At 72.8% G+C, this 24,264-nt stretch carries 24 protein-coding genes, 1 tRNA gene and 1 pseudogene; 11 read left to right on the top strand and 15 right to left on the bottom strand.

Annotation, left to right across the window (positions count from 1 at the left end; translation table 11 throughout):
• Positions 1-45: 45 nt before the first annotated feature.
• Complete coding sequence (locus ACIBJC_RS21780) at positions 46-1,371, bottom strand: M20/M25/M40 family metallo-hydrolase (RefSeq protein ID WP_399294853.1); 1,326 nt, start codon at positions 1,369-1,371, stop codon at positions 46-48.
• Between the two features lie 197 nt (positions 1,372-1,568).
• Here ACIBJC_RS21780 and ACIBJC_RS21785 point away from each other — a divergent pair.
• Positions 1,569-1,653 (top strand) — tRNA-Leu (locus ACIBJC_RS21785).
• 128 nt (positions 1,654-1,781) lie between these two features.
• Here the strand turns inward: ACIBJC_RS21785 and ACIBJC_RS21790 are convergent.
• The 5 genes from ACIBJC_RS21790 to ACIBJC_RS21810 all read right to left on the bottom strand — a co-directional run bounded on the left by ACIBJC_RS21790 (position 1,782) and on the right by ACIBJC_RS21810 (position 6,819).
• A complete protein-coding gene (locus ACIBJC_RS21790) occupies positions 1,782-2,519 on the bottom strand; it encodes an IclR family transcriptional regulator (protein ID WP_399294855.1) in 738 nt (245 codons plus the stop codon).
• Between the two features lie 145 nt (positions 2,520-2,664).
• On the bottom strand, positions 2,665-3,648 hold the full coding sequence (locus tag ACIBJC_RS21795; protein WP_399294857.1) for a cyclase family protein: 984 nt from the start codon (positions 3,646-3,648) through the stop codon (positions 2,665-2,667).
• Positions 3,641-3,946, bottom strand: coding sequence for a hypothetical protein (locus ACIBJC_RS21800; RefSeq protein ID WP_399294859.1), 306 nt, complete (start codon positions 3,944-3,946; stop codon positions 3,641-3,643). The genes ACIBJC_RS21795 and ACIBJC_RS21800 overlap by 8 nt, the downstream gene beginning before the upstream one ends.
• A 105-nt stretch (positions 3,947-4,051) precedes the next feature.
• A complete protein-coding gene (locus ACIBJC_RS21805; RefSeq protein ID WP_399294861.1) occupies positions 4,052-5,473 on the bottom strand; it encodes a TRAP transporter large permease subunit in 1,422 nt (473 codons plus the stop codon).
• Complete coding sequence (locus ACIBJC_RS21810; protein WP_399294863.1) at positions 5,473-6,819, bottom strand: NAD(P)-binding domain-containing protein; 1,347 nt, start codon at positions 6,817-6,819, stop codon at positions 5,473-5,475. The genes ACIBJC_RS21805 and ACIBJC_RS21810 overlap by 1 nt, the downstream gene beginning before the upstream one ends.
• 220 nt (positions 6,820-7,039) lie before the next feature.
• Here ACIBJC_RS21810 and ACIBJC_RS21815 point away from each other — a divergent pair, with 220 nt between their 5' ends.
• On the top strand, positions 7,040-8,059 hold the full coding sequence (locus ACIBJC_RS21815; protein ID WP_399294865.1) for a DUF5954 family protein: 1,020 nt from the start codon (positions 7,040-7,042) through the stop codon (positions 8,057-8,059).
• A gap of 34 nt (positions 8,060-8,093) precedes the next feature.
• Here the strand turns inward: ACIBJC_RS21815 and ACIBJC_RS21820 are convergent, their stop codons facing one another.
• The gene (locus ACIBJC_RS21820) at positions 8,094-8,927 is read right to left on the bottom strand and encodes a CDP-alcohol phosphatidyltransferase family protein (RefSeq protein ID WP_399295175.1); all 834 of its coding nucleotides are present in this window, start codon (positions 8,925-8,927) and stop codon (positions 8,094-8,096) included.
• Positions 8,928-9,072: 145 nt separating this feature from the next.
• Between ACIBJC_RS21820 and ACIBJC_RS21825 the strand changes: the two genes are divergently transcribed.
• The 5 genes and pseudogenes from ACIBJC_RS21825 to ACIBJC_RS21845 form a co-directional block, all read left to right on the top strand.
• A complete protein-coding gene (locus ACIBJC_RS21825) occupies positions 9,073-10,062 on the top strand; it encodes a zinc-binding alcohol dehydrogenase (protein WP_399294867.1) in 990 nt (329 codons plus the stop codon).
• A gap of 221 nt (positions 10,063-10,283) precedes the next feature.
• On the top strand, positions 10,284-10,682 hold the full coding sequence (locus tag ACIBJC_RS21830) for a 6-pyruvoyl trahydropterin synthase family protein (protein ID WP_399294869.1): 399 nt from the start codon (positions 10,284-10,286) through the stop codon (positions 10,680-10,682).
• On the top strand, positions 10,679-11,875 hold the full coding sequence (locus ACIBJC_RS21835) for a glycosyltransferase family 4 protein (protein ID WP_399294871.1): 1,197 nt from the start codon (positions 10,679-10,681) through the stop codon (positions 11,873-11,875). Before ACIBJC_RS21830 ends, ACIBJC_RS21835 begins: the two co-directional genes overlap by 4 nt.
• Positions 11,803-12,744: a methyltransferase domain-containing protein gene (locus tag ACIBJC_RS21840; RefSeq protein WP_399294873.1), complete on the top strand. Its 942-nt coding sequence runs from the start codon at positions 11,803-11,805 to the stop codon at positions 12,742-12,744. The genes ACIBJC_RS21835 and ACIBJC_RS21840 overlap by 73 nt, the downstream gene beginning before the upstream one ends.
• 65 nt (positions 12,745-12,809) lie before the next feature.
• A pseudogene (locus ACIBJC_RS21845) lies at positions 12,810-13,619 on the top strand (lysylphosphatidylglycerol synthase transmembrane domain-containing protein); the annotation flags it as partial.
• Here ACIBJC_RS21845 and ACIBJC_RS21850 read toward each other — a convergent pair.
• Together ACIBJC_RS21850 and ACIBJC_RS21855 are read right to left on the bottom strand one after the other, a co-directional pair.
• Complete coding sequence (locus ACIBJC_RS21850) at positions 13,545-14,615, bottom strand: RibD family protein (RefSeq protein ID WP_399295177.1); 1,071 nt, start codon at positions 14,613-14,615, stop codon at positions 13,545-13,547. The pseudogene ACIBJC_RS21845 and the gene ACIBJC_RS21850 sit on opposite strands and share 75 nt — an antisense overlap.
• Positions 14,612-15,361 (bottom strand): creatininase family protein, encoded by a 750-nt coding sequence (locus tag ACIBJC_RS21855; protein WP_399294875.1) that lies wholly within the window; start codon positions 15,359-15,361, stop codon positions 14,612-14,614. The genes ACIBJC_RS21850 and ACIBJC_RS21855 overlap by 4 nt, the downstream gene beginning before the upstream one ends.
• A gap of 159 nt (positions 15,362-15,520) precedes the next feature.
• On the opposite strand from ACIBJC_RS21855, the gene ribA reads away from it, so the two are divergent.
• Positions 15,521-16,222, top strand: a complete 702-nt coding sequence (gene ribA / locus ACIBJC_RS21860; protein WP_399294877.1) for a GTP cyclohydrolase II — start codon at positions 15,521-15,523, stop codon at positions 16,220-16,222.
• Positions 16,223-16,273: 51 nt separating this feature from the next.
• On the opposite strand, the gene ACIBJC_RS21865 is transcribed toward ribA, so the two are convergent.
• Positions 16,274-17,143: a DMT family transporter gene (locus ACIBJC_RS21865; protein ID WP_399294879.1), complete on the bottom strand. Its 870-nt coding sequence runs from the start codon at positions 17,141-17,143 to the stop codon at positions 16,274-16,276.
• A gap of 116 nt (positions 17,144-17,259) precedes the next feature.
• Here ACIBJC_RS21865 and ACIBJC_RS21870 point away from each other — a divergent pair, with 116 nt between their 5' ends.
• Positions 17,260-18,186, top strand: coding sequence for a pseudouridine synthase (locus tag ACIBJC_RS21870; RefSeq protein ID WP_399294881.1), 927 nt, complete (start codon positions 17,260-17,262; stop codon positions 18,184-18,186).
• A gap of 15 nt (positions 18,187-18,201) precedes the next feature.
• Here ACIBJC_RS21870 and ACIBJC_RS21875 read toward each other — a convergent pair whose 3' ends face one another.
• From ACIBJC_RS21875 to ACIBJC_RS21885, 3 genes are all read right to left on the bottom strand, one after another.
• Entirely contained in the window at positions 18,202-18,831 is a 630-nt protein-coding gene (locus ACIBJC_RS21875) for an MBL fold metallo-hydrolase (protein ID WP_399294883.1), read from the bottom strand.
• Positions 18,831-19,916 (bottom strand): S-(hydroxymethyl)mycothiol dehydrogenase, encoded by a 1,086-nt coding sequence (locus ACIBJC_RS21880; RefSeq protein ID WP_399294885.1) that lies wholly within the window; start codon positions 19,914-19,916, stop codon positions 18,831-18,833. The genes ACIBJC_RS21875 and ACIBJC_RS21880 overlap by 1 nt, the downstream gene beginning before the upstream one ends.
• A 142-nt stretch (positions 19,917-20,058) precedes the next feature.
• A complete protein-coding gene (locus ACIBJC_RS21885) occupies positions 20,059-20,760 on the bottom strand; it encodes a FadR/GntR family transcriptional regulator (protein ID WP_399294887.1) in 702 nt (233 codons plus the stop codon).
• A 161-nt stretch (positions 20,761-20,921) separates the two neighbouring features.
• On the opposite strand from ACIBJC_RS21885, the gene ACIBJC_RS21890 reads away from it, so the two are divergent.
• Together ACIBJC_RS21890 and ACIBJC_RS21895 are read left to right on the top strand one after the other, a co-directional pair.
• The gene (locus ACIBJC_RS21890; protein ID WP_399294889.1) at positions 20,922-21,458 is read left to right on the top strand and encodes a gluconokinase; all 537 of its coding nucleotides are present in this window, start codon (positions 20,922-20,924) and stop codon (positions 21,456-21,458) included.
• A gap of 5 nt (positions 21,459-21,463) precedes the next feature.
• Positions 21,464-22,861 carry a gluconate:H+ symporter gene (locus tag ACIBJC_RS21895; protein ID WP_399295179.1) on the top strand — a complete coding sequence of 466 codons (1,398 nt, stop codon included), beginning with the start codon at positions 21,464-21,466 and terminating at the stop codon, positions 22,859-22,861.
• A 76-nt stretch (positions 22,862-22,937) separates the two neighbouring features.
• On the opposite strand, the gene ACIBJC_RS21900 is transcribed toward ACIBJC_RS21895, so the two are convergent.
• Positions 22,938-23,609, bottom strand: a complete 672-nt coding sequence (locus ACIBJC_RS21900; protein ID WP_399294891.1) for a cytochrome b/b6 domain-containing protein — start codon at positions 23,607-23,609, stop codon at positions 22,938-22,940.
• Entirely contained in the window at positions 23,551-24,216 is a 666-nt protein-coding gene (locus ACIBJC_RS21905) for a molybdopterin-dependent oxidoreductase (RefSeq protein ID WP_399295181.1), read from the bottom strand. The genes ACIBJC_RS21900 and ACIBJC_RS21905 overlap by 59 nt, the downstream gene beginning before the upstream one ends.
• Positions 24,217-24,264 lie beyond the last annotated feature (48 nt).

The following is a 24,264-nucleotide window of genomic DNA, read 5'->3' on the forward strand; positions in this document are numbered from 1 at the left end:
TTCTCAGTCGATGGCGCACACGCGGACGATTTTCCGCTCGGCCAGTCAGCTCTGGTCGATGAACCGGTCGAGTACCCGCACACCGAATGTCAGACCATCCACCGGTACCCGCTCGTCCACCCCGTGGAACATCCCGGCGAAGTCCAGCTCCGGCGGCAGCTTGAGCGGGGCGAAGCCGAAGCCGCGGATCCCGAGGTCGTCGAAGGACTTGGCGTCGGTACCACCGGAGAGCATGTACGGCACGGCCCGCGCGATCGGGTCCTCCGCCGAGAGCGCGCTCTGCATGGCGTCCACCAGGTTCCCGTCGAAGCTGGTCTCCAGCGCCTTGTCGCCGTGCACGTCCTCGCGCCGCACGCGCGGGCCGAGGATCCGGTCGAGGTCCGCGAGGAACTCCTCCTCGTACCCCGGCAGGAACCGGCCGTCGACATGGGCGGTCGCCTGGCCGGGGATGACGTTCACCTTGTAGCCGGCGCCGAGCATGGTGGGGGCCGCGGAGTTGCGCAGGGTGGCGCCGATCATCTTCGCGATGCCGCCGAGCTTGGCGAGCGTGGCCTCCATGTCCTCCGGGTCGAGCGGGGTGCCGAGCGCGTCGGACAGCTCGTCCAGGAAGGACCGTACGGTCTTGGTCACCCGTACCGGCCACTGGTGGCGGCCGAGCCGGCCCACGGCCTCGCACAGCTCGGTGATCGCGTTGTCGTTGTTGGTCATCGAACCGTGGCCCGCGGTGCCGTCCACGGTCAGCCGCATCCAGTGCATGCCCTTCTGGGCCGTCTCGACGAGGTAGAGGCGCAGGTTCTCGTTGACGGTGAAGGAGAAGCCGCCGACCTCGCTGATCGCCTCCGTGACGCCCTCGAAGAGACCGGGATGGTGGTCGACGAGGTGGCGCGCGCCGTACGTGCCGCCCGCCTCCTCGTCGGCGAGGAAGGCCAGCACGATGTCGCGCGGGGGCTTGCGTCCGCTGCGCATGCGGTCGCGTACGACCGCGAGGGTCATCGCGTCCATGTCCTTCATATCGACGGCGCCCCGGCCCCACACGCAGCCGTCCGCGATCTCGCCCCCGAACGGGTCGTACGTCCAGTCCTCGGCGTTGGCCGGCACGACGTCGGTGTGACCGTGGATGAGCAGGGCGGGCCGCGACGGGTCCTCGCCCTCGATCCTGGCCACGGTGGAGGCACGGCCCGGGTGGGACTCGATGATCTTCGGTTCGAGCCCCACCTCGGCGAGCTTCTCCGCGACGTACTCCGCGGCGGCCCGCTCCCCGGGGCCCGAGTGGTCCCCGTAGTTGCTGGTGTCGATCCGGATCAGATCCCGGCAGAGGTCGACGACCTCGTCCTCGCCCGATACGGTCCTGCCCGCGTTCGGCTCGCTCACGCTGCTCACTCCCACGGTCGTCGCTGGTGGTTCTCGCTGGTGGTCCTCCCCATCCTCCCGCGCCGGGCCCCCTCACCCAAGGGCGGACCCGGCCCGTCACACGCCCGTCACACGGATCGGGGCGTGATCGGGCACCGTCGAATGTTTGCTATGGTTTTCCACGTCGGAACGGCCCAGGGCCTCCCGGCAGACACCTTGTCCGGGTGGCGGAATGGCAGACGCGCTAGCTTGAGGTGCTAGTGCCCTTTATCGGGCGTGGGGGTTCAAGTCCCCCCTCGGACACTCAGGGTATTTCACGGAAATACCCTGGTCGGCTTCACAGAACTCCCAGCACGGACTCGTCCGGGCTGGGAGTTCTTCTGTGTGCGGGGCCGCCCACGGCCCGTCCGCCCACGGCCCGTCCGTACGCGTCAGAACGCGCGGCGGCCGATGGCGAAGGCTGCGCGGCGCACCTCGATGCCGAGTTGTTCGACGCGTTCGGCCGGGATGTCCTCCTGGTTGCCGGAGACCTGGACCGCGGCCGTCGCCGGGCTGCCCGGTTCAGGGTCGGGGACGGGGGCGGCGACGGAGGCCATGCCGGGTTCGCGTTCGCCGCGTGCCTGGGAGTAGCCGAGGTCGCGGATCCGCTTGAGGTCGGAGAGGAAGCCGTCGCGGTCGAACGGGGCGGCGTCCGCGGCGGCGGGGTCGGTGAGCTGGTCGAGGAACCGGCCGAGTTCGTCGGCGTCCATGCCGGCGGCGAGGGCCTTGCCCGCGCCGAGGTGCAGCGGCAGCCTTTCACCGATGGGCAGTTCGTAGCGGAGCGGGCGGGCGCCGTCGACGCGGGCGAGCACCACCCGTACCCAGCCGATGCGTTTGAACAGCGACGCGGTCAGACCGGTCTCGGCGGCGAGGTCCTGGAGGACGGGACGGGCGGCGACGAGCAGCGGGCTGCTCGTCAGATAGGCGTGCGCCCCGAAGATCAGACCGACCCCGGGGCGGTAGCCGGTGGCGTCGCGCTCAACCCGGCCGCGCGCCTCCAGCACGGTGAGGATGCGCTGGGTGGTGGCGACGGGAAGTCCCGCCCGGCGCGCGATGTCGCTCAGCCGCAGGGCGTGGTGGCTCGTGTCGAGCACTTCGAGGACGTCGATGGCCCGTTCGAGAGAGCGCATGCTGGTCGCTGGGGTCCTGGCCGGCTCCATGGGCGGGGGGACGCCTCCTCTTGTCCGCGGCTTTTCCGCATCTTCCCACACAGTGGTGAAGGTGCCCGCGTTCCGGGAGCCGCCCGCTCCCGTCACACGGGCGGCGGATCGACAGTCAGCGGATCGCCGTGGCGTTCGGCGGCGATCCGACGCCACCGACGAGATGCAGGGGTTTGACCACGACGAGGGCGTCCCAGCGGCCGGTTCGGCGGCTGTCCTCGGCCAGGGCGGTGAGGTTCCACAGCTCGCCGAGCGGGACGCCCAGTTTGGCGATCAGCTCCTGGTGCATCATCCCGGCGTCCTCGGGCGCGCTGTCGTGGAACGGGCTGTCCGCGACGACGGGCAGCACCTCGACCGCGAAGGTGTCCGTGGCGAACAGGGCGACCCGGTGGTCCCAGAGCCAGCGGGGGAGATCGAGGCTCTGCCGGAAGCCGGTGGCCCGGCGGGCGTCGCGGACCTCGGCGCGCGGTCCGGGGCCGGCGTCGAGGAACCAGCGTGCCCAGCCGGTGTGTACGAGCACGAGGTCACCGGGTCGGACCGTGGCGCCCTGGGCGTCCAGGGCGCGGTCGAGGACGCCGATGTCCAGGGCCGGTCCCGCGCGGTGGTCGGGGGGTGTTCCCTCGGCGGCCAGTTGACGTTCGACGTCCACCAGTACGCCTCGGCCCACGATGGGGTTCTCGGCCCACCGCTGGATCCCGAGCGCCGGGTGCCCGGCGCGGATGTCCCCGTCGGGGACGCCGTTGTAGAAGCCGTGGCCGGAGGCGCGGCGGTGGCGCAGGCCGTCGAGCTGGGAGGTGGCCTGGGGGTAGAAGTCACGCAGGACGTCGTCGCGGGCCTCTGCGTGGGCGGCGAGCAGTTCGTGGCGTGGCGCCGAGCGGGCCCGCGCCATCGGCGGGTCGAAGGCGTCCAGGGCGTGGTCGAGGCTGAACACCGCGCCCCGGTCGACGGCCGAGGCGGCGTCCCTGACCTGTGCGGCGCCCGCGAAGTTGGCGGTCCCGCGCTCGGGATCCCGCGCGAAGACCCCCCAACTGGAGCCGGGCGGGACGTGCGCGCGCAGCGCGGCGTACGCGGGCACGTCCCGGCCGTCGGGTTCAGTCACGGTCTCGCTCCCCGTCCCCGTCCGGCTCCCCGTGGCCGTCGCCGCGGTGGCGGTAGGAGAGGGCGAAGGAGAGCAGTCCGGCGACGGACGCGCCGCCGAAGGCGTAGGGGGCCAGTTCGGTGGCCCAGCTCCGGGCGGCGGTGGCGTCGCCGGCGGCGAGTGTCACGATCTGGCCGAGGACGATCGCCGCACCGGCGAGGAGGAAGAACACCACGGCGACGGCGAACAGGAAGGTCGTCAGGTGCGTCGTGCGGGCCGGGGCCGGTGCGGGGGCCGGCGAGTTCATCGTCGAACTCATCAGTGCTCCTTGGTGCTTGTGGTGCGAGCGGTGCTTGCGGTACATGAGGCGCTTGCGGTACATGAGGTGCGTGCGGTACGTGAGGTGTTTGCGGTTCGGGGAGGGTCAGACGGGGAGAGCGCCGACGGCGATGAGGACTCCCATGCCGAGAATCGGCAGACAGTAGTACTTCAGCAGGGGGAGGAAGGTCTTCACCGGGTCGACGCGGGCGATGCCCGCGGCCACGTAGATCGGCGCGCCCGACGGCGGGGAGGCCCCCTCGGTGGAGGCGAAGATCAGGACGGCCGCCGCCGCGACCGGGGCCGGGATCCCGGCGTTGGCGAGGGCCACGACCGCGACCGGTCCGACCGCGGCCATCGTGGCGCTGGCGGTGAGCGGGATGGCGATGGCCACGATGATCACCCCGATGGCGATGGCCATGATCCAGCCCGGTGCGTCGAGTCCCGCCAGGACGGTCTGGAGCTGACTGGCCAGGCCCAGGTCGCCGAGGAGGTTGGAGGCGGAGAAGGCGGCCACGATCGTGACGCCGATGACACCGAACGAGGGCGCGGCCCCGCCGATCGTCCGCCACCAGCCCGCGGCGGTGCGGGGCAGGTGCCTGCGCCCCAGGAAGAGCACCAGGGCGATCATCAGGACCGGTATCCAGGTGATCAGGCTGATCACGTCGGGCATGGTGTACGGCTGGGCCGCGAGCAGTGTGCCGTCGGCGAGTTCGACGGGCTTCTTCAGTACGTCGCCGACCCCGGAGTGGTCGCCCAGCGCGCCGGCGAGCGGGCCCCGGGTGAGCAGCAGCGGTACGAGGATCGGGAGGAAGAGCAGCAGGGACGTCCAGCCGTTGCGCAGGCTGAGTCCGAACGGGACCCGGTCCTCCGGGGCGATGGGGGCGATGCCGTTGCGGCGGACCAGGAAGTACGCGAGCACCAGCCGGTAGCCCAGGCACCACAGGCCGGCCAGGGCCAGGGGGCGGACGATCTCGTCCGGCTGCATGACCCCCTGTGCGGCCAGTCCGCCGACCAGGATGAACATCGTCGCGGAGAAGGGGAAGCTGACGCCCATCCCGGCTCCGCCGGCCACCACGGTGGCCGCCAGCTCCGGCTTGACGCCCGACCGCTTCATCCAGGGGACGGTCACCGATCCGACGGCTGCGGTGACCGCGGCGCCGACGTGGGCGATGGCGCCGAAGATCCCGCCGGCCACGGTCGCGGTGTAGACCGGCCCGCCGCGCAACCGGCCGAGGACGGAGTTGAGCAGGTCGATCAGCTTGTCCAGAACCGGTGTCCGGGTCAGCACGTAGGACATGAACACGAAGGCCAGACCGGCGAAGGTGACCTCCTCCTGCATCGACTCCAGGACGGCTTCCCGGATCGCCTGCCGGCCCGACCCGCCGTGCTCGGTGCCGGCGACGAGGACGAAGCCGCAGACCGCCAGGAAGCCGACGATCATCGCCTCGCCGATGTTGCGCTTGAACACCGCGTTCCACACGACGATGACGCCGACGAACGCGAGCAGCGCCCACACCCCGGCCATCACGCGGTCCCGGCGAGGATCGCGGCCCGGCGCCGTGCCTCGTCGGTCGCCACGGCGCGCCCGCCCAGCAGGCTGGCGGCCGCCTCGGCGGCCGGTACGACGATCACACCGTCATCGTCGGCCACCACGAGGTCACCGGGACGGACGACCACCCCGCCGACCGCGACCGGCACATCGACCTGGCCGGGACCGTTCTTGTACGGTCCCGCGGGCGTGACGGCCCGCGCCCAGGCCGCGAACCCGATCGCCTCCAGCTCCCCGATGTCGCGCAGGGCTCCGTCCACGACGATCCCGACCACACCGCGGCGCTTGGCGCGCTCGGCCATCAGCTCCCCGAGCAGCGCCCGGGTGGTGTCCCCTTGGCCGTTGACGACCAGGACGTCGCCGGGGCGGGAGATCCGGATCGCCCGGTGGAGGGCCTGGTTGTCGCCGCTGCGCACCCACACCGTCCGGGCGCGGCCGACCAGCCGGGCGCCCTTCCACAGCGCGCGGATGCCTCCGTCGAGCATGCCCATCCGGTCCCGGGCGTCGCCGATGTTCGCCACCGCGAGGCCCGAGAACCCGGCGAGCAGCTCCTCGTCCGGCATCAGCGCGGCGTCGGCGAGGGCCTGGTGGGCCTCGGCCGCGGCGCGGGTCATGACCGGGCGCCGGCCCAGGGAGTCGAGCAGTTCGGCCGCCGCCGCGGACTCCCCGGCCCGCCGGGCCGCATGGCGCAGCGTGCCCTCGTACAGCCGGTCCAGGGCGGCCTCTCCGCCCGCGAGCTCGTTCACGATCTGCGTACGCACCCATTCCTCGGCACCCGCCGCGCGACCCGCGGCCGACGACTCGACGATCAGCGCGCCCAGTCCCTTCATGAACGTACTCCGCAGCAGTTTGCGCGCGGAAGCGTCCCCGGGCGCACCGGCGATGTCCTCCACCCGCGCGCCCAGAGCGGCGAAGAGCCGCGCGGCCGGCGGCGAACCGGCGCCACTGATCACCACGGCGGTGGCCGCGCCGTACTCCGGTACGGATCCGATGACCGACACGTCGGCGAACCGGTCATCGCCGACCGACGCGGCGATCCGGCGCTTGGCGGCGGGATCCGTGGTGTTCATGTCGGCGTAGACCGACCCCCGCGCCAGGAACGCGGCCACCGATTGCGCAGCGGGCTCGGCGGCCCGGCCGCCGACCAGGCTCAGCACCACGTCGGCGTCGCGCACTGCGGCCTCCGGGGTTCCCGCCCGCCTCACCCCGTCCGGGGTGACGTTGTCGGCCGGGTCGTACCCCGTCACCGTCCAGCCCCGCTCGACCAGTCCGGCCGAGTACAGCGACCCGGCCTCGCCGAGGCCCAATACCGACGCTCGCATACTGCCTCCTTGCAGTTCCACACAGTGGTAAGCACTACCGCTGCGTGGAGAGTATTGGCAGACAGTGGAACGAGTGTCAATGGATCACGCACGGCCTCCGGCGCCGGGAGCGCGACGTGCGGCTCCTCCCGGAGCACGGACCGATCGCCTTCCGCCCGCAGTTCGGGTGATGTGAAGGGTTCGGGACCGATCCGGGCACCCCGGCGACCACAATGTGCGCATGGCTGATGACTGGAAGCGACAATTGGACCGGCTCCACACGGGGCTGGTGGAGCGCGACGATCCCGCCGCATGGGTGGCCGAGGCCGATGCCGTCGACGCGGCACAGCGCTATCCGTATCTCGCGCTGCGCGGGCCGGTCTTCGGGGTGGCCGCGCGGGATCCCCGGACCGACGGACGCTGGCGGCTGATCCAGGAGGCGACCGATGGGACGCCCCAGCAGGCGCGGGACGCGCTCCACTCGTTTCTCTGGTTCCGGGCCAAGGACGACACCGACGACCGCGCGGAGCGGCGGGAGTTGCTGGCGGCGGTCGCGGTTCTCGAACGGGAGCCGGTGAACGAGCTGGAGGTACTCGGGGTGCGCTACCGGGTCGTACGGGGGGACGAGTTCGCCCGGAGCGGGCAGGACGGTCTGGAGCCGCCCCGGCCGACGGACCGGGAGCCGGCCGATCTCTCCTGGACCGGCACGGACACCATCGCGTCACCGGACCCCGGCTTCGTCCTGGATCCCGGGTACGGCGACACCGGCCCCTCGGCGGCGGCTCTGCGGCTGGGGCTGCGGGAGTTCGCGTACTCCGGCGCGCGCTTCCCCGACGATGTACGGGAGGATTCGCGGCGGGCGGTCACCACGCATCCCGAGATCGTGATGCTGCCCGTGGGCTTCGGGGTGACCGAACAGGACGAGAGGGGGTGGCGGCCCCGGGGCGCCTTCATGCCCACGCCGCACGACGCACGGCGGCTGCTGTACCACGGGATGGCGACAACCTGGCCGCTCCTGTACCAGTTCGACGACCCGACGAAGGCCGCGTACGCGCGGGCCGCCGAGAGGTTCCGGGCCGCCGGCCGGGCCGACGAGGCGCGCGTGGACGACGTGGTGTTCCGTGTCTGCCGTATCGAACGGCTGCTGCGTACCGGCCCGGACGGACCGGAGCCGCCCCGCCCGTCGGACCGGGATGTGGACGAACCCTCGAAGATGCACCCGACCATGGACGAGGACGGGACCCTGCACTACGACGACTGACGGCGGCGAACCCTGTGCGCCCGCCGCCCGGTCGCTACTCCCCCGGTGCGGGCGGCGGGGTCCGTACGGCGCCGACCAGGGCGCGCGGCGCGACGGCGGGCGGGGTGGCCGCCGTCGTCCGCCGGTCGCGGCCCGAGCGCCACAGCCAGCCGACGTCACGGGTGAAGGACCAGGTCAGCAGCGCCAGTGCGAGCAGGACCACGGCGAGCGCGGGCAGGTGCGGGAGGAATCCGGTGGTCGCCACCAGGAGGGCGATGCCCTGGAGCGCGGCCACCGTCTTGCGGGCCATGCTCGGCGGGAGCGCGCCGTTCAGCCACGGGAGGACCCGGGCCGCCGCGACGAAGACGTACCGCATCGCGCCGATCAGCAGCACCCAGGTGCCCAGCGACAGGGCGACGTACACGCTCAGCACCAGGATCAGGAAGGCGTCGACCTCCATGTCGAAGCGGGCTCCGAGAGAGGAGACGGAGCCGGTGCGCCGGGCGACCTGGCCGTCGACGGCGTCCAGGATCAGCGCCACCGTGGTGAGCGTGACCAGGAGCGCGACGGGGGCCCGGTGCGTGAAGGAGTCCGCGACCAGCGCGGTCACCGCGCCGACGAGCGTCGCCCGTGCGAGCGTGACGCCGTTGGCCGGTCCGAAGGGGCCCGGCCAGGTGCGGGAGAGCGCGCGGGTGAGCACGGCCCAGGTGCCCGCCGTGAACGCCAGGCCCGCCAGCCAGCCCGCGGGCCCCAGCCCGGTCACCGTGCCGATCAGGGCCAGCAGGAGGAGTTGGGCGCCCGCGCCCACGGCGGTCTCCTGGCGGAGCAGTCCCGTGCGTCGCAACAGCCGGGTGGCGCCGGTCTCGTTCAGGTCGTACGTGTTGTTCAGGCGGTACTTGTTCAGGTGGTACGTGTCGTTCAGGGCCACCGTTGCACCCTCCGGCCGTGTGACAGAGTCGATTGGCGCCGCGTACCGAGCGCGGCCTCGTGAACTAAGAACGTGAACCGTCACCCCAGCGTTCAGGAGGACACCGATGAAGCGTGCCGCACGCGCCTTCTGGCTCCGCTCACCCGGCCACGGCGAGATACGGGAGGTCACCCTGCCGGAGCCCGGCGACGGCGACGTCCTGGTGCGTACGCTCTGCTCCGGTGTGAGCCGGGGTACGGAGACCCTGGTCTTCCGCGGCGGAGTGCCGCGCAGTCAGCACACCGCGATGCGGGCGCCGTTCCAGGACGGTGAGTTCCCCGGGCCCGTCAAGTACGGCTATCTCAACGTGGGCCTGGTCGAGGAGGGCCCGCCCGAGCTGCTGGGGCGTACGGTCTTCTGCCTCTACCCGCACCAGACGCGGTACGTGGTCCCGGCGAGCGCGGTGACCCCCGTACCGGACGACGTGCCCGCCGGGCGGGCCATTCTGGCCGGGACGGTGGAGACCGCGGTGAACGCCCTGTGGGACGCGGCGCCGCTGATCGGGGACCGGGTCGCGGTGGTCGGCGGCGGCATGATCGGCTGCTCCGTGGCCGCGCTGCTGGCCCGCTACCCGGGCGTCCGCGTCCAGTTGGTCGACGCGGAGCCCGCGCGGGCCCCGATCGCCGAGGCGCTCGGGGCCGGCTTCGCGCTCCCCGGGGACGCGCTGGGCGACTGCGACCTGGTCGTCCACGCGAGCGCCACCGAGGCGGGGCTCGCGCGCTCGCTGGAACTGCTCGCCCCGGAGGGCACCGTGGTGGAGCTGAGCTGGTACGGGGACCGGCGGGTCGCACTGCCGCTGGGCGAGGCGTTCCACTCGCGGCGGCTGACCCTGCGCGGCAGCCAGGTCGGCACGGTGTCCCCGGCGCGCAGCGCCCGGCGGAGCTTCGCCGACCGGCTGGCGCTCTCCCTGGAGCTGCTGGCCGAGCCCGCCTTCGACGCGCTGGTCACCGGCGAGTGCGGCTTCGAGGAACTGCCGCAGGTACTGCCGGAGATCGCCGCCGGGGAACTGCCGGGGCTCTGCCACCGCGTGGTGTACGGGCCGGACGCGCCGGTGTGACGGCGTGCCGGTGTGACGGACGCGACGGACGCGTTGGTGTGACGGACGCGCGCGGCCGGCGGCGGTGGGGCGGCCTGGCGGGTGGCGGTGGCCGGTACGCGGGGGTGGACATGGCTTGAACTCGTCTGAACAGGACGGCCGGATCGGCCGTACTACACACCATGCCCCGGCCTCGCGTGCCGGGGCCGAGGCCAGACGTGCCGCACCTGGAGGGTCATCCGTTGTTCAGCATCACCGTCCGCGACCACATCATGATCGCCCACAGTCTGCGCGGCGAGGTCTTCGGACCCGCGCAGCGCCTGCACGGAGCGACGTTCCTCGTGGACGCCACCTTCCGCCGCGCCGAGCTGGACGCCGACAGCATCGTGGTCGACATCGGCCTGGCCACCCGGGAACTGGGCGGTGTGGTCGGTGAGCTGACCTACCGCAACCTCGACGAGGAACCCTCCCTGGCCGGGGTCAACACCTCCACCGAGGTCCTGGCCCAGGTCATCGCGGACCGGCTCGCGGAGCGGGTGCACGCCGGGGCGCTCGGCGAGGGGGCCCGCGGTCTGGCGGCCATCCAGGTCACCCTGCACGAGTCGCATGTCGCGTGGGCGAGTTACGAGCGCGCCCTGTGAGGGGTGCCGACGCCACCACCGCCGACGCCACCGCGGCCGTCGCCACCACCGTCGATGCCACCGCGCCCGACGCCGTCCCGCCGGTGTCCGGGGAGCGTTCCGCGCGTACGGTGCATCTCGTCATGCCCGGTGGCATCGACGATCCGGCCGCGCCCAGCGGCGGCAACACGTACGACCGCCGGGTCTGCCGGGAGCTGCCCGGCGCGGGCTGGCGGGTCCATGAACACACCGTGGCGGGCACCTGGCCCCGGCCCGGGGACGCGGCCCGTACCGAACTGGCGCGGCTGCTGGCCGCGTTCGCCGACGGCGCGGTCGTCCTGCTCGACGGGATCGTCGCCTGCGGCGTCCCCGGCGTGATCGCCCCCGAGGCCGCGCGGCTGCGGCTGGCGGTACTGGTGCATCTGCCGCTGGCCGACGAGACGGGGCTCACGCCCGGCGAGGCGGCGGATCTCGACGACCGCGAGCGCCGGACGCTGCGCGCGGTGCCCGTGGTCGTGGCCACCAGCGACTGGGCGGCGCGGCGGCTCGTACACCACCACGGACTGGCCCCGGAACGGGTCCATGTCGCCACGCCCGGCGCCGACATCGCGCCCCTGGCGACCGGATCGGGGGACGGCTCGCGGCTGCTGTGCGTGGCCACCGTCTCCCCGCGCAAGGGACAGCACCGGCTGGTGGAGGCCCTGGCGGCCCTCGGTGACCTGCCGTGGAGCTGTGTCTGCGCGGGCGGGCTCGACCAGGATCCGGGGTATGTCGCCGGGCTGCGGGAGCTGATCGAGCGGCACGGACTGGGCGACCGGGTGCGGCTGACCGGCCCGCTGGACGGCGAGGAGCTGGCCGGCCGGTACGCCGCCGCCGATCTGCTGGTGCTCGCCTCGGACGCCGAGACGTACGGCATGGCGGTGACCGAGGCACTGGCGCGGGGCGTGCCCGTCCTGGCGACGGAGGTGGGCGGGGTCCCCGAGGCCGTCGGGCGGGCGCCGGACGGCACCGTACCGGGCGTTCTCGTCACGCCGGACGACCCGGCGGCGCTCACGGCGGCGCTGCGCGGCTGGCTCGGTGAGCCGGACACACGGCGGACGCTGACGGCCGCCGCACGGGGACGGCGTACCGCCCTGGACGGGTGGGCAACGACATCACGGAGTCTGGCCGGTGCGCTGGAACAGCTCCGTCAGGAAACCGGGAGGGCCGCGTGACCACCTCAGAAGCTCCGCGTTCGGAAGCGACCCGCTACGCCCCCGCGTGGCTGGAGCTGCGGGAGGGCCCGGACGGCGCCGCCCGTGCGACGGAACTCCTCGACGCGCTGCGCGGCAGACTGCCAGGGCCCGCCGGAAACGGCGAACGGGCCCTGGTTATCCACGATCTGGGGTGCGGCACCGGCTCCATGGGGCGCTGGCTCGCCCCCAAGCTGGCCGGAGCGCAGCGCTGGATCCTGCACGACCACGACCCCGAGCTGCTGGAGCTGGCCGCGGCGCGGACGCCCCGTACCTCCGCCGACGGCAGCCGGGTCACGGTCGCCACCGAGCGGCGCGACCTCGCGGAGCTGACGGCGGACGGCCTGGCCGGCGCCTCGCTGGTGACGGCCTCCGCGCTGCTGGACGTGCTCACCCGCGAGGAGGTGGACGCGCTCGCCGCCGCCTGTGCCGGCGCGGGCTGCCCGGCGCTGCTGGCGCTCTCCGTGGTGGGGCGGGTCGAGCTGAGCCCGGCCGATCCGCTCGACGCGGAGCTGGCCGAGGCGTTCAACGCGCACCAGCGGCGGGCCGAGCACGGCCGGAGCATGCTGGGGCCCGACGCCGTCGCGGTGGCCGCCGCGGCCTTCGCGCGGTGCGGGGCGACCGTACGGGTGCACGCCAGCCCGTGGCGGCTCGGCGCCGCCGAGTCGGCGCTCACGGCCGAATGGCTACGGGGCTGGGTCGGCGCGGCCTGTGAGCAGCGGCCGGATCTCGCGCCGCGCGCCGAGGAGTATCTGCGGCGCCGTCTGGAGCAGTGCGAGGCGGGCGTGTTGCGGGTGGTCGTGCACCACAGTGATCTGCTGGCGCTGCCCCGGACGGGCGGCGCCACGTGACGGCGCGGGGTACCGGGCCCCCGCGCACGCCGAGGAGCACAGGGCCTCTGCGGGGGCGGCTCGGGATGGTCGCCGGGGTGGCCATCCTCGGGGTGCTGCTGTGGCAGCTCGGCACCGGTCCGCTGCTGGACGGGGTGCGCGGGATCGACGGGCCCACGCTGCTGGCCGCCGTCGGACTGGGCCTGGTCACCACCGTGTTCAGCGCCTGGCGCTGGTGTCTGGTCGCCCGCGGTCTGGGGATCCGGCTGCCGCTGCGCGGCGCCGTCGCGGACTACTACCGCGCCCTTTTCCTGAACGCGGCGCTGCCCGGCGGGGTCCTCGGCGATGTGCACCGTGCGGTACGGCACGGGCGGAGCGCCGGCGATGTCGGCCTGGGCGTCCGCGCGGTCGTCCTGGAACGGGTCGCGGGCCAGGTCGTGCTGGTCGCGTTCGGGGTGACGCTGCTGGTCTGGTGGCCGTCCGCGGCTCCGGCGGCGGCCCGCCGGGCCGTGCTGGACACGCTCGGGACGCCGGCCGCCCTGACGGTGCTGGTCGCGCTCGCCGCCCTGGTGGCCGTGGCCGCCGGGCGGCTGCGCACGGCGCCCGCCGTCTCGCGGCGGCGCCGTGCGGTGCGGGCCGCGCTCGCCGAGGTGCGGCTCGGGCTGCTCGCCCGGCGGAGCTGGCCGGGGGTGGTGCTGGCGTCGGTCGTGGTGCCGGCCGGGTTCCTCGCCACGTTCCTGCTGGCCGCCCGGGCCGCGGGGGTGACGGCGCCCGCGGCCGAGCTGCTGCCCCTGATGGTGCTGGCGCTGCTCGCGATGGCGCTACCGCTGAACGTCGGCGGCTGGGGGCCCCGGGAGGGCGCCACCGCCTGGGCCTTCGGGGCCGCCGGTCTCGGCGCGGCCCAGGGGCTGACCGTCGCCGTGGTGTACGGGGTGCTCTCGCTCGCCGCGAGTCTGCCAGGACTCGGGGTGCTCGCCGTCCAGTGGTGGGCCGGGGTGCGGCGTCCCCAGGTCGAGCTCGAAGAGGGTGTCCTCGCCGAGGGCGGCGCGCCGGGTCGGGGGGCGCAGGGCGTCGCGCATCACCGGCGTACCGGCGAAGCGGAGCCCGGGGACGCCGTCGCCGAGCAGGACGGGCGCGACCGTGACGTAGAGCCGGTGCAGGGCGCGTTCGTGCAGGAAGCGGGAGACGGTGACGCCGCCGCCCTCGATCAGCACCCGGCCCAGGCCGCGCCGCGCCAGCACGCGCACCAGGTTGCCGGGGGCGAACGCGGCACTGTCCGGAAGGGTCAGCACCTCCACCCCGGCTCCGTCGAAGCCGTGCCCGTCGAGGTCGTGGCCGCCGAGGTCGCCGTCCGCCGGGGTGTGCCCGCCCTCGCGGCCGGCGCTCACCACCCACAGGGTGGGGGCTGACCCGTCGGTGAACACCTTGCGATGCGGCGGTACCCGGCGGTGCGGGTCGAGGACGACCCGTACGGGGTGGGCCCCGGTGCAGGCGCGCACCGTCAGCTGGGGGTCGTCCGCGACGGCCGTACCGGCTCCGACGACCACCGCGTCGGCGAGCGCGCGCAGGCGGTGGAGATGACGGCGGTCCTCCTCGCCGGTGACGTAGTCGGCGTCTCCCGTACGGGTCGCGATGAAGCCGTCCAGGCTCTGGCCGAGCTGGGCGAAGGTGAGGCGCGGTCCGGCCAGGCACAGCGGCAGATAGCGGTCGGCCAGCTCCCGCGCCCCGGGCGAGGCGTCCCGGTTCCAGCGCGGCCGGCCCTCGGCGTCCCTGACGAGACCGGCGGCCTCGGCGTCCGCCCCGGTCCTGACCGTACGGAGCAGCTCCCACGCCTCGTCCGTGTCCAACTCCGTGCGCGGCGGTGGCGGTTCGGTGGAGCGGCGGCCGGTCATCGGGACTCCTGGCGGGTGAGAAGGGAGAGGTAGTCGTCGAAGGAGTCGACCAGTCCGGCCAGGAGTTCCTTTCCCTTCCCGGCGGACGCCCTCGACGGCCGGCCTATGACGCCGGACTCCGTATAGGCGGCCAGGCCGAGCGTGAGGAGATGCCTCCGGTCGTCGGCGACGCAATCAGCGGTCTCATAACCGGGCCGTACGAGTTCGGGATGCGCGTGCAGCAGGATGGATGTCTCGACTTCGCCCGCGTGCATATCGCTGTGCGAGGAGGTCTCCACCCCCGCCCTGCTCCTTGCCGCGTCCCAGTCGGCCGAGCCGGGGAAAAGCGCCATGCGCGTTCCGCTGCCGGCGGATTCCTGAACCACGTTGCGCAGTACGTAATTTCCGCCGTGCGCGTTCACCAGAATCAGGGATTTCATTCCGGACCGGCGCAGCGATCCCGCGATGTCCCGGACGACGGCGTGGAGCGTGGCGGCGGAAATGCTCACGGTCCCGGGCCAGTCGGCGTGTTCGTGCGAGCAGGAGACCGTGATCGGCGGGAGCAGGTGGACCGGGTGCGCGGCGGCTATCTCGCGGGCGATGACGCAGGCCACGACCGTGTCGGTCACCAGCGGGAGGTACGCGCCGTGTTGCTCGAAGCTGCCGACGGGAAGGACGGCGACCCTGGGCCGCGCGTCCCGTACGTCCCGCGTCGTCTCCCGGGGCAGCAGACCGGGCGTCACCGGTGGCGTTCCCGAACCGTTCATGTTTTCCGGTCCTCTCTCTTTCCGTGTGCGTGCCGACGGGAGCAGACTACGCGGCAATGGCGTGGTGATCGTCCGAACGTGATGAAGACGACCGTCAGTTGATGCCCTTTTATCTTTCTTTCCGTACACCGGGAGCGGTTCAGCGGATATGATTGAGGCATGACAGACAGTGATGGCGTGTGCCTCGAAAGTACTCGTTCATCAGGTGTCGAACGAGCGGCGAAAGTACGGCTGTCCACCGTGCACGGAGACTTTCTCGCAGTCGGCTACCTGGACCGTAATCGCGGGGACGAACAAATAGCCCTGATATACGGCGATGTCGCGGGCGACGGAGCCCTTACCCGTGTGCATTCGGAGTGTCTGACCGGGGACGCCTTCGGATCCAAGCACTGCGAGTGCGGTGAGCAGCTCGGTGCGGCGCTGGACGCCATCGTGCGCGAGGGGCGCGGCGTACTCATCTATCTCCAGGGCCACGAGGGGCGCGGAATCGGCCTGTTGGCGAAGTTGCGGGCGATGCAGCTCCAGGCGGAGGGCCTGGACACGGTCGAGGCGAACCTCGCCCTCGGACTGCCGGCCGACGCCCGGGACTATCAGGTGGCGGCGGACATGCTGCTCGATCTGGGGGTGCGTTCGGTACGGCTGCTGTCGAACAACCCGCGCAAGAGCGAGGCGTTGCTGCGGCACGGCGTCAAGGTCGCGGAGCAGGTTCCGCTGCTGATAGCGCCGTGCGAGGAGAACCTCTCGTATCTGCGGACCAAGCGGGAGCGGCTGGACCACCATCTGCCGCATCTGGACGGCCTCGTGCGGGAGGGTGTCCCCGCGAACGCCGCGTCCGCCGCCTCCGCCGACCTGTCCGGCTGAGCGACGCCGCGTCAGCGCCGTCCCCGCCCCGCCGTCCCCGCGCCGCCCCGGTCAGTGGACGCGGCGCCGGGGCGGCGGTCCTCCCCCGGCCAGCGGGGAGCGGGCCAGTGCGACACAGCCCGCCGCGATCAGGCCGATCGCGGCGAGTTCGGGCAGCAGCCACCAGCCGGTGCGCACGCTCTCGCCGAAGAGGGTCACCCCGTACGCGATGCTGATCAGCGCGTCGCCCAGGGTGAGCATCGGCTGGGAGGCGGCCAGCGAGCCTGCCTGAAGGGCGTTCTGGAGCAGGAAGAGCGCGCCCACCCCGGCGACGGCCATGGCGTAGAGCTGCCAGGAGGCGAACAGCGCGCCGGCCCCGCCCTGGTCGAGGCGGGCCACCGCGTCCTTCATCAGGGCGGCGGTCAGCGCGTACCCACAGGCGGCGGCGAGCCCGAGCAGCGCGGCGCGCGCGTTGCCGCGCAGCCGCAGCGCCCAGAGGATGACCAGCGCCTCGAAGACCCCCGTGAGCAGCAGCGCCATGATCCAGGCGGTCCCGTGGACGCTCTCCGAGCCGCCGCCGGGGGCCGCGGCGGCCAGCCCCAGGGCCAGGCCGCAGGTGACGGCGGCGGCCCCGTACCAGACGGGGCGGGGCAGCCGGACCTTGAAGAGACGGCCCGCGATCAGCAGGGTGGCGGGCAGTTCGATGACGAAGATCGGCTGGACCACGGCGATCGGCCCGGTCGCGAGCGCCACCGCCTGGCAGACGGCGGCCACCAGCACCAGACCGATCCCCGCCAGCCAGACCGGCTTGCGCAGAAGCCGTCCGATCAGCGAGAGACGCATCGCCTGGGAGTCGGGGACGGTGGCCGCGGCACGGCGCTGGAGCACCGCCGCGGAGCCGTTGCTGACCGCGGTCAGGACGGCGAACAGGACACTGATCACCGGCCCATCATGCGGGCGCCGCCCACCGGATCTGTTCTCATCCCGGCGCTGCGCCGCAGGTCCGGGGCCGAACGAGGGACACGGCGGCGGTGCCGGCCCCGGTACGCTGTCGGCCCGTGCCCCGCAGACATTCCGCCCCGCCGCGCTCGCCCCTCCCCCAGCGGGACGGCGTCGACCCCGTACGGCTGCGGCTGCCCCCTGATCCGGACGGGCGGTGGGCGACCGTACGGGACCATCTCGTGGCGCGGTTCGGGGACGCCGTCGGTGTGGAGCGCGTCGGGGCGATGGTGCGGGAGGGGCGGTTCGTCGGGGAGGACGGGCCTGTCGGGACCGCCGAGCCGTACACCGCCGGGCGGTACGTCTGGTTCCACCGGGACTTCGCCCCCGAGGAGCGGGTGCCCTTCGAGGTCGGGGTGGTCCACCGGGACGAGCGGATCGTCGTCGCGGACAAGCCGCACTTCCTGGCCACCACCCCGCGCGGGCGGCATGTCACCGAGACCGCGCAGGCGCGGCTGCGGCGCGAGCTGGGGCTGCCGGAGCTCCAGCCCGCGCACCGTCTCGACCGGCTGACGGCGGGGCTCGTGCTCTTCGTCGTACGGGCCGGGGACCGGGGCGCGTACCAGACGATGTTCCGGGACCGGCTGGTGCGCAAGGAGTACGAGGGAGTGGCGCCGTACGACCCGGCGGTGGCGCTGCCCGTCACGGTGCGCGGCCGGATCGAGAAGGAGCGCGGGGTGATCGCCGCGCGGGAGGTGGCGGGCGTGCCCAACGCGGAGAGCCGGATCGAACTGCTGGAGCACCGGGGCGGGTACGGCCGCTACCGGCTGCTGCCGGTCACCGGCCGTACCCATCAGCTCCGGGTCCACATGTGCGGTCTGGGGCTGCCGCTCCTGGACGACCCGGTCTATCCGGTCGTCCAGGAGCCTGCCGACGACGACTACGGCCGGCCACTGCAACTCCTCGCCAGGGTGCTGGAGTTCACCGATCCGGTGACGGGCGAGCCGCACCGGTTCGAGAGCCGGCTGCGGCTGCGTCCGCTCTGACGGATCCCGCCCGCCTCAGTGGCCGCGCCGGATCCAGTCGGCCAGTTGGGGGGCTTCGGCGCCGATGGTCGTCGGGTCGCCGTGGCCGGTCCGTACCGCCGTCCCGGGCGGCAGGGTGAGGAGCCGGTCGCGGATCGAGTCGATGATGGTCGGGAAGTGCGAGAACGACCGTCCGGTGGCGCCGGGGCCGCCCTGGAAGAGCGTGTCGCCGGTGAAGACCGTCGCCAGCTCGGGGGCGTACAGGCAGACCGCGCCGGGCGCGTGGCCCGGGGTGTGGAGCACGGTCAGGGTGGTGCCGGCGACGGCGATCGTGGCGCCGTCGGTCAGTTCGCCGTCCGGCAGTTGCTCGGGGAAGGTCTGCTTCCAGAGCGGCAGGTCGTCGGGGTGCAGCAGCACGGGCGCGCCGGTGGCGGCGGCGAGCGCGGGGGCCGCGTCGATGTGGTCGTTGTGCGCGTGGGTGCAGACGATCGCGCGCAGCGTACGGCCGTTCAGCGCGGCCTCGATGGCGGCGGCGTCATGGGCGGCGTCGATGACGATCGCCTCGGAGTCGTCGCCGACGATCCAGACGTTGTTGTCGACGTCCCAGGTGCCGCCGTCGAGCGCGAAGGTGCCGGAGGTGACGAGATGGTCGATGCGTACGGTCATCAGAAGACCACCACCGAGCGCAGGACGTCACCCTCGTGCATCCGCTCGAACGCCTTCTCCACGTCGTCCAGGCCGATGGTCTCGGTGACGAACGCGGCGAGGTCGATCCGGCCCTGCTGGTGGAGGTCGACGAGCATCGGGAAGTCGCGGGAGGGCAGACAGTCGCCGTACCAGGACGACTTGAGGGCCCCGCCGCGGCCGAACACGTCGAGCAGCGGCAGTTCGAGCTTCATCTCGGGGGTGGGGACACCGACCAGGACGACGGTGCCCGCCAGGTCGCGGGCGTAGAACGCCTGCCGGTACGTCTCCGGGCGGCCGACCGCCTCGATGACGACGTCAGCGCCGTTGCCGCCGGTCAGCTCGCGGATCGTCTCGACGGCGTCGTGGGTACGGGAGTTGACGGTGTGGGTGGCGCCCATCGAGACCGCCGTCGCCAGCTTGCGGTCATCGATGTCGACGGCGATGATCCGGGCGGCGCCCGCGAGCCGCGCGCCGACGATCGCCGCGTCACCGACGCCGCCGCAGCCGATGACCGCGACGGAGTCGCCGCGTCCGACCTGACCGGTGTTGATCGCGGCGCCGATGCCCGCCATCACACCGCAGCCGAGGAGACCCGCGACGGCCGGGGAGACCGTCGGGTCGACCTTGGTGCACTGGCCGGCCGCGACCAGCGTCTTCTCGGCGAAGGCGCCGATGCCCAGCGCCGGGGAGAGTTCCGTGCCGTCGGTCAGCGTCATCCTCTGCCGGGCGTTGTGCGTGTCGAAGCAGTACTGGGGGCGGCCACGCCGGCACGCCCGGCACGTACCGCACACCGCACGCCAGTTGAGGATCACGAAGTCACCGGGGGCGACCTCCGTGACACCGTCGCCGACCGACTCCACCACACCGGCGGCCTCGTGGCCGAGGAGGAAGGGGAACTCGTCGTTGATCCCGCCCTGCTTGTAGTGCAGATCGGTGTGGCAGACACCGCACGCCTGCACCTGTACCACGGCCTCGCCGGGGCCGGGGTCGGGTACGACGATCGTCTCGACCCGTACCGGCTCGTTCTTGCCGGGCGCGATGACCCCTTGCACCTGCTGCGCCATGCCAGGACCTGCCTTTCGTCATGCTTGATGACCTACCGATGACCTACCCGGGAACCGGAGGCGCCCCAAGCGCTCTCCGTTCCCTCCCCCACTATCCCGTGCGAGGACGTTCCGGAGTGACGGACGGTCCTGTGGTGGCTCGTCAGGGCGCCAGAAGGTCCAGTTCTTCGAGGGCGCCGACGGCGATCTCCTTGGTCAGTTCCTCGGCACGGGCAGAGTCGCCCTCCCGTACCGCCTCCGCGACCCCCACGTGCAGGGTGACGGCGGCGGGGTCGGGATCGTCGAACATCACCTGATGGCGCGTGCGTCCGGTGAGGACCTCGGCGACCACGTCACCGAGCCGGGCGAACATCTCGTTGCCCGACGCGTTGAGCACCACCCGGTGGAAGGCGATGTCGTGCACCAGGTACTCCCCCAGCCGGCCCCCGCGCGAGGTGGCGACCATGCCGAGCGCCTGCTCGGTGAGGGCGGCGCACTGCTCGGGCGTGGCGTACCGGGCGGCGAGACCGGCCGCGACCGGTTCGACCGCCGAGCGCAGCGTGGTCAGCGAGCGGAGCTGGCGGGGGCGGTCGGGTCCGGCGAGGCGCCAGCGGATGACGCGCGGATCGTAGACGTTCCACTCCTCGGTGGGCCGTACGGTCACACCGACGCGGCGCCGGGACTCCACCAGGTGCATGGATTCGAGGACGCGGACCACTTCCCTGACGACGGTCCGTGACACGTCGAAACGGTGGGCGACCTCGTCCGTACGCACGACGCCGCCCGGGGGGTACTCGCCCGCCGTGATCGCGAGACCGAGGGTGTCCAGCACACGGGTATGCAGCCCCCGGCCTTCTGTGGTCATGGGGTCAGCCTACGGGGACGCGGGCCGAGTAAAAAGTACGACGTTTACATCACAGCCTCTTGAATATGTCGTACTAATAGGTTTCAGTGGCGCGACGGGCGGATGTCCGCGTCCGCGCAGGACCCGCAGGACCGATGTCGAAGAAGACAGCGAGGCATGAGATGAACACCCCCCACGTCGTCGTGGTGATGGGCGTGGCAGGGACCGGCAAGACCACGGTCGGTCCCCTGCTCGCCGCCGCGCTGGGCGTCCCGTACGCCGAGGGCGACGACTTCCATCCGCCGGAGAACATCGCCAAGATGTCCGCCGGCATCCCGCTGGAGGACGCCGACCGGTGGCCCTGGCTGGACGCCATCGGAGCGTGGGCCCACGACCGGGCCGGGCTCGGCGGGGTGGCCAGCAGCTCCGCGCTCAAGCGCGCCTACCGCGACCGGCTGCGGGCCGCCGCCCCCGGCGCCCTCTTCCTCCATCTCGTCGGCGAGCGCTCCCTCGTCGAACAGCGGATGTCCGAGCGCAAGGGGCACTTCATGCCGACCGCGCTGCTCGACTCGCAGTACGCGGCGCTGGAGAACCTGGGGGCCGACGAGGCAGGGGTGACCGTCGACGTGACGGGCACCCCCGAGGACATCACCGAACGGGCCGTCGCCGCGCTGCGCCGGCTCGAAAGCTGCTCAAAAGCCGAAGGACGTAACTCGTGATACCCGTGACCGGTCTCAGGGTCGAGACACTGGCAGCGAACGCCGCCGAGCCCATCACCTCTGCGGGCAACGCGCAGTTGGGCCTTGCCGTCCTCGCCGGCATAGCCGTCATCGTCCTGCTCATCACCCTCTTCAAACTGCACGCGTTCCTGGCCCTGACCATCGGCTCGCTGGCGCTCGGCGCCTTCGCGGGCGCACCGCTGGACAAGGTCATCACCAGCTTCTCCACCGGTCTCGGCTCCACGGTGGCCGGGGTGGGCGTACTGATCGCGCTCGGCGCGATCCTCGGCAAGCTGCTCGCGGACTCCGGCGGCGCGGATCAGATCGTCGACACGATCCTCGCCAGGACGAGCGGGCGGGCGATGCCCTGGGCGATGGTCCTGATCGCCTCGGTGATCGGGCTGCCGCTCTTCTTCGAGGTCGGCATCGTGCTGCTGATCCCGGTGGTGCTGCTCGTCGCCAAGCGCGGCAACTACTCCCTGATGCGGATCGGCATCCCGGCGCTGGCCGGGCTCTCCGTGATGCACGGGCTGATCCCGCCGCACCCCGGGCCGCTGGTCGCGATCGACGCGATCGGCGCCGACCTCGGCGTCACGCTGGCGCTGGGTGTGGTCGTCGCGATCCCGACCGTGATCATCGCGGGCCCGCTGTTCTCGCGTTACGCGGCCCGCTGGGTGGACCTCCCGGCGCCCGAGTCGATGATCCCGGAGCGCACCTCGGACGATCCGGCGAAGCGCCCCAGCTTCGGCGCGACCGTCGCCACCGTGCTGCTGCCCGTGGTGATGATGCTGGCCAAGGCGCTCGTCGACATCGTCGTGGACGACCCGGAGCACACCGTCCAGCGGATCGCGGACGTGGTCGGCTCCCCGCTGATCGCACTGCTGGCCGCCGTGCTGGTGGGGATCTTCACGCTGGGCCGCGCGGCCGGGTTCACCAAGGGCCGGATCTCCACCACCGTGGAGAAGTCGCTGGGCCCGATCGCGGGCGTGCTGATGATCGTCGGCGCGGGCGGCGGCTTCAAGCAGACGCTGGTCGACTCCGGGGTGGGCCAGATGATCCTGGACCTCTCCAAGGACTGGTCGATCCCCGCGCTGCTGCTGGGCTGGCTGATCGCCGTCGCGATCCGGCTGGCCACCGGCTCGGCGACGGTGGCGACCATCTCGGCCGCCGGACTGGTGGCGCCGCTGGCCGCGGACATGTCCACGGCGCACGCCGCGCTGCTGGTGCTGGCGATCGGCGCGGGCTCGGTCTTCTTCAGCCATGTGAACGACGCCGGGTTCTGGCTGGTGAAGGAGTACTTCGGGATGAGCGTGGGGCAGACGCTGAAGACGTGGTCGGTGATGGAGACGATCATCTCGGTGGTCGGTCTCGGCTCCGTGCTGCTGCTGTCGCTGATCGTCTAGGCGGCGATCGTCCGGGCGGCGGGCCGAGCCGTGAAGCAGCCCTGAGGGCAGGACGGGCAGGACGGGCGGGGCGGGTTCACTCCTCTTTCCAGTGGGGGTGCTCCCGCTCCGCCCACCGGCGTTCCACCGACCCGGTGCGCATCCCGCGCCGGGCCTGCGGATCCCCGTACGCCCTCACCAGGTGCCCGACGAGTACGGCGCCGATGGCCAGGGCCAGCCAGTCGTGGAGGAAGGTGGCGCTGGTGCGCCACACGATCGGGACGAGCCCGGTGAACCACATGAGCAGCCCGGTGCCGAGCATCACCAGCACGGCGCCCGCGATCCATCCCGCGTAGAGCTTCTGCCCGGCGTTGAACTTGCCCGCCGGGCGGGCTTCGGGGCGCCGGTCGCGGCGCCGTACCGCGCGCAGCCACTCCCTGTCGTACGGCAGGAAACGGTTGAGCCGGCCCAGATCGGCGCGGAAGGCGCGCGAGGCGAGCCCGAGCAGTGCGGGCACCGGGAGCAGCAGCCCCGACCACTCGTGGACGGTGACGACGAACAGCCGGCGGCCGACGAGTTCGGCGAGCTGCGGTAGGTAGAGGCAGGCGGCGCTCGCCACGCAGACCAGCATCAGCGCGCCCGTGGTGCGGTGCACCCAGCGTTCGGCCGGGGTGAAGCGCCGCCGGTCCGGTCCGGCGGGGACGCCGGGATCAGACGGTGGGGGTGTCGTCGCGGCCGTTGGACCGGCCGACCCAGGCGTCGACGTCATAGCCGCGCTCCTCCCAGTAGCCGGGCCGTACGTCGGAGGTGACGGAGATCCCGGAGAGCCATTTCGCCGACTTGTAGAAGTACATCGGCGCCACGTAGAGCCGGACCGGGCCGCCGTGCGCGTGCCCGATCGGCCGGTCGCGCATCGAGAGCGCGACCAGGACATCGGCGCGGCGGGCCTGCTGGAGCGTGAGGCTCTCGCTGTACGCGCCGTCGAAGCAGGTGAAGCGGACCGCCTTGGCCTCCGGGCGTACCCCGGCCGCGTCGAGGAGGTGCGCGAGCCGTACGCCGCCGAACGGGGTGTGCGGGACGCGCCAGCCGGTGACGCACTGCACGTCGCGGACGATCCGGGTCTGCGGCAGTGCGCGCAGCGCGTCGAGGGTGTACGTGGCGGGCCGGTCGACCAGTCCGTCGATCCTCAACTGGTAGGTGTCCGGGCCTTTTCTCGGTACGGAGGCCGTGACCGAGTAGTAGCGGAAGCCGCCGCCGTTGGGCAGCAGTCCGGTCAGCCCGGTCGGGTCCTTGTCGGCGGCGGCGCCGAGGAACCCTTCGAGTCCGCGCTGGAGGGCGGGCGCCGCGACGAGTCCGGCGGCGCCCAGGCCGAGCATGGAGAGGACCAGGCGCCGCCCGACCGGGGTGCCCTCCGGCTCGTGTCG

The organism is Streptomyces sp. NPDC050509, from assembly GCF_044457965.1.
Classification (GTDB): Bacteria; Actinomycetota; Actinomycetes; order Streptomycetales; family Streptomycetaceae; genus Streptomyces.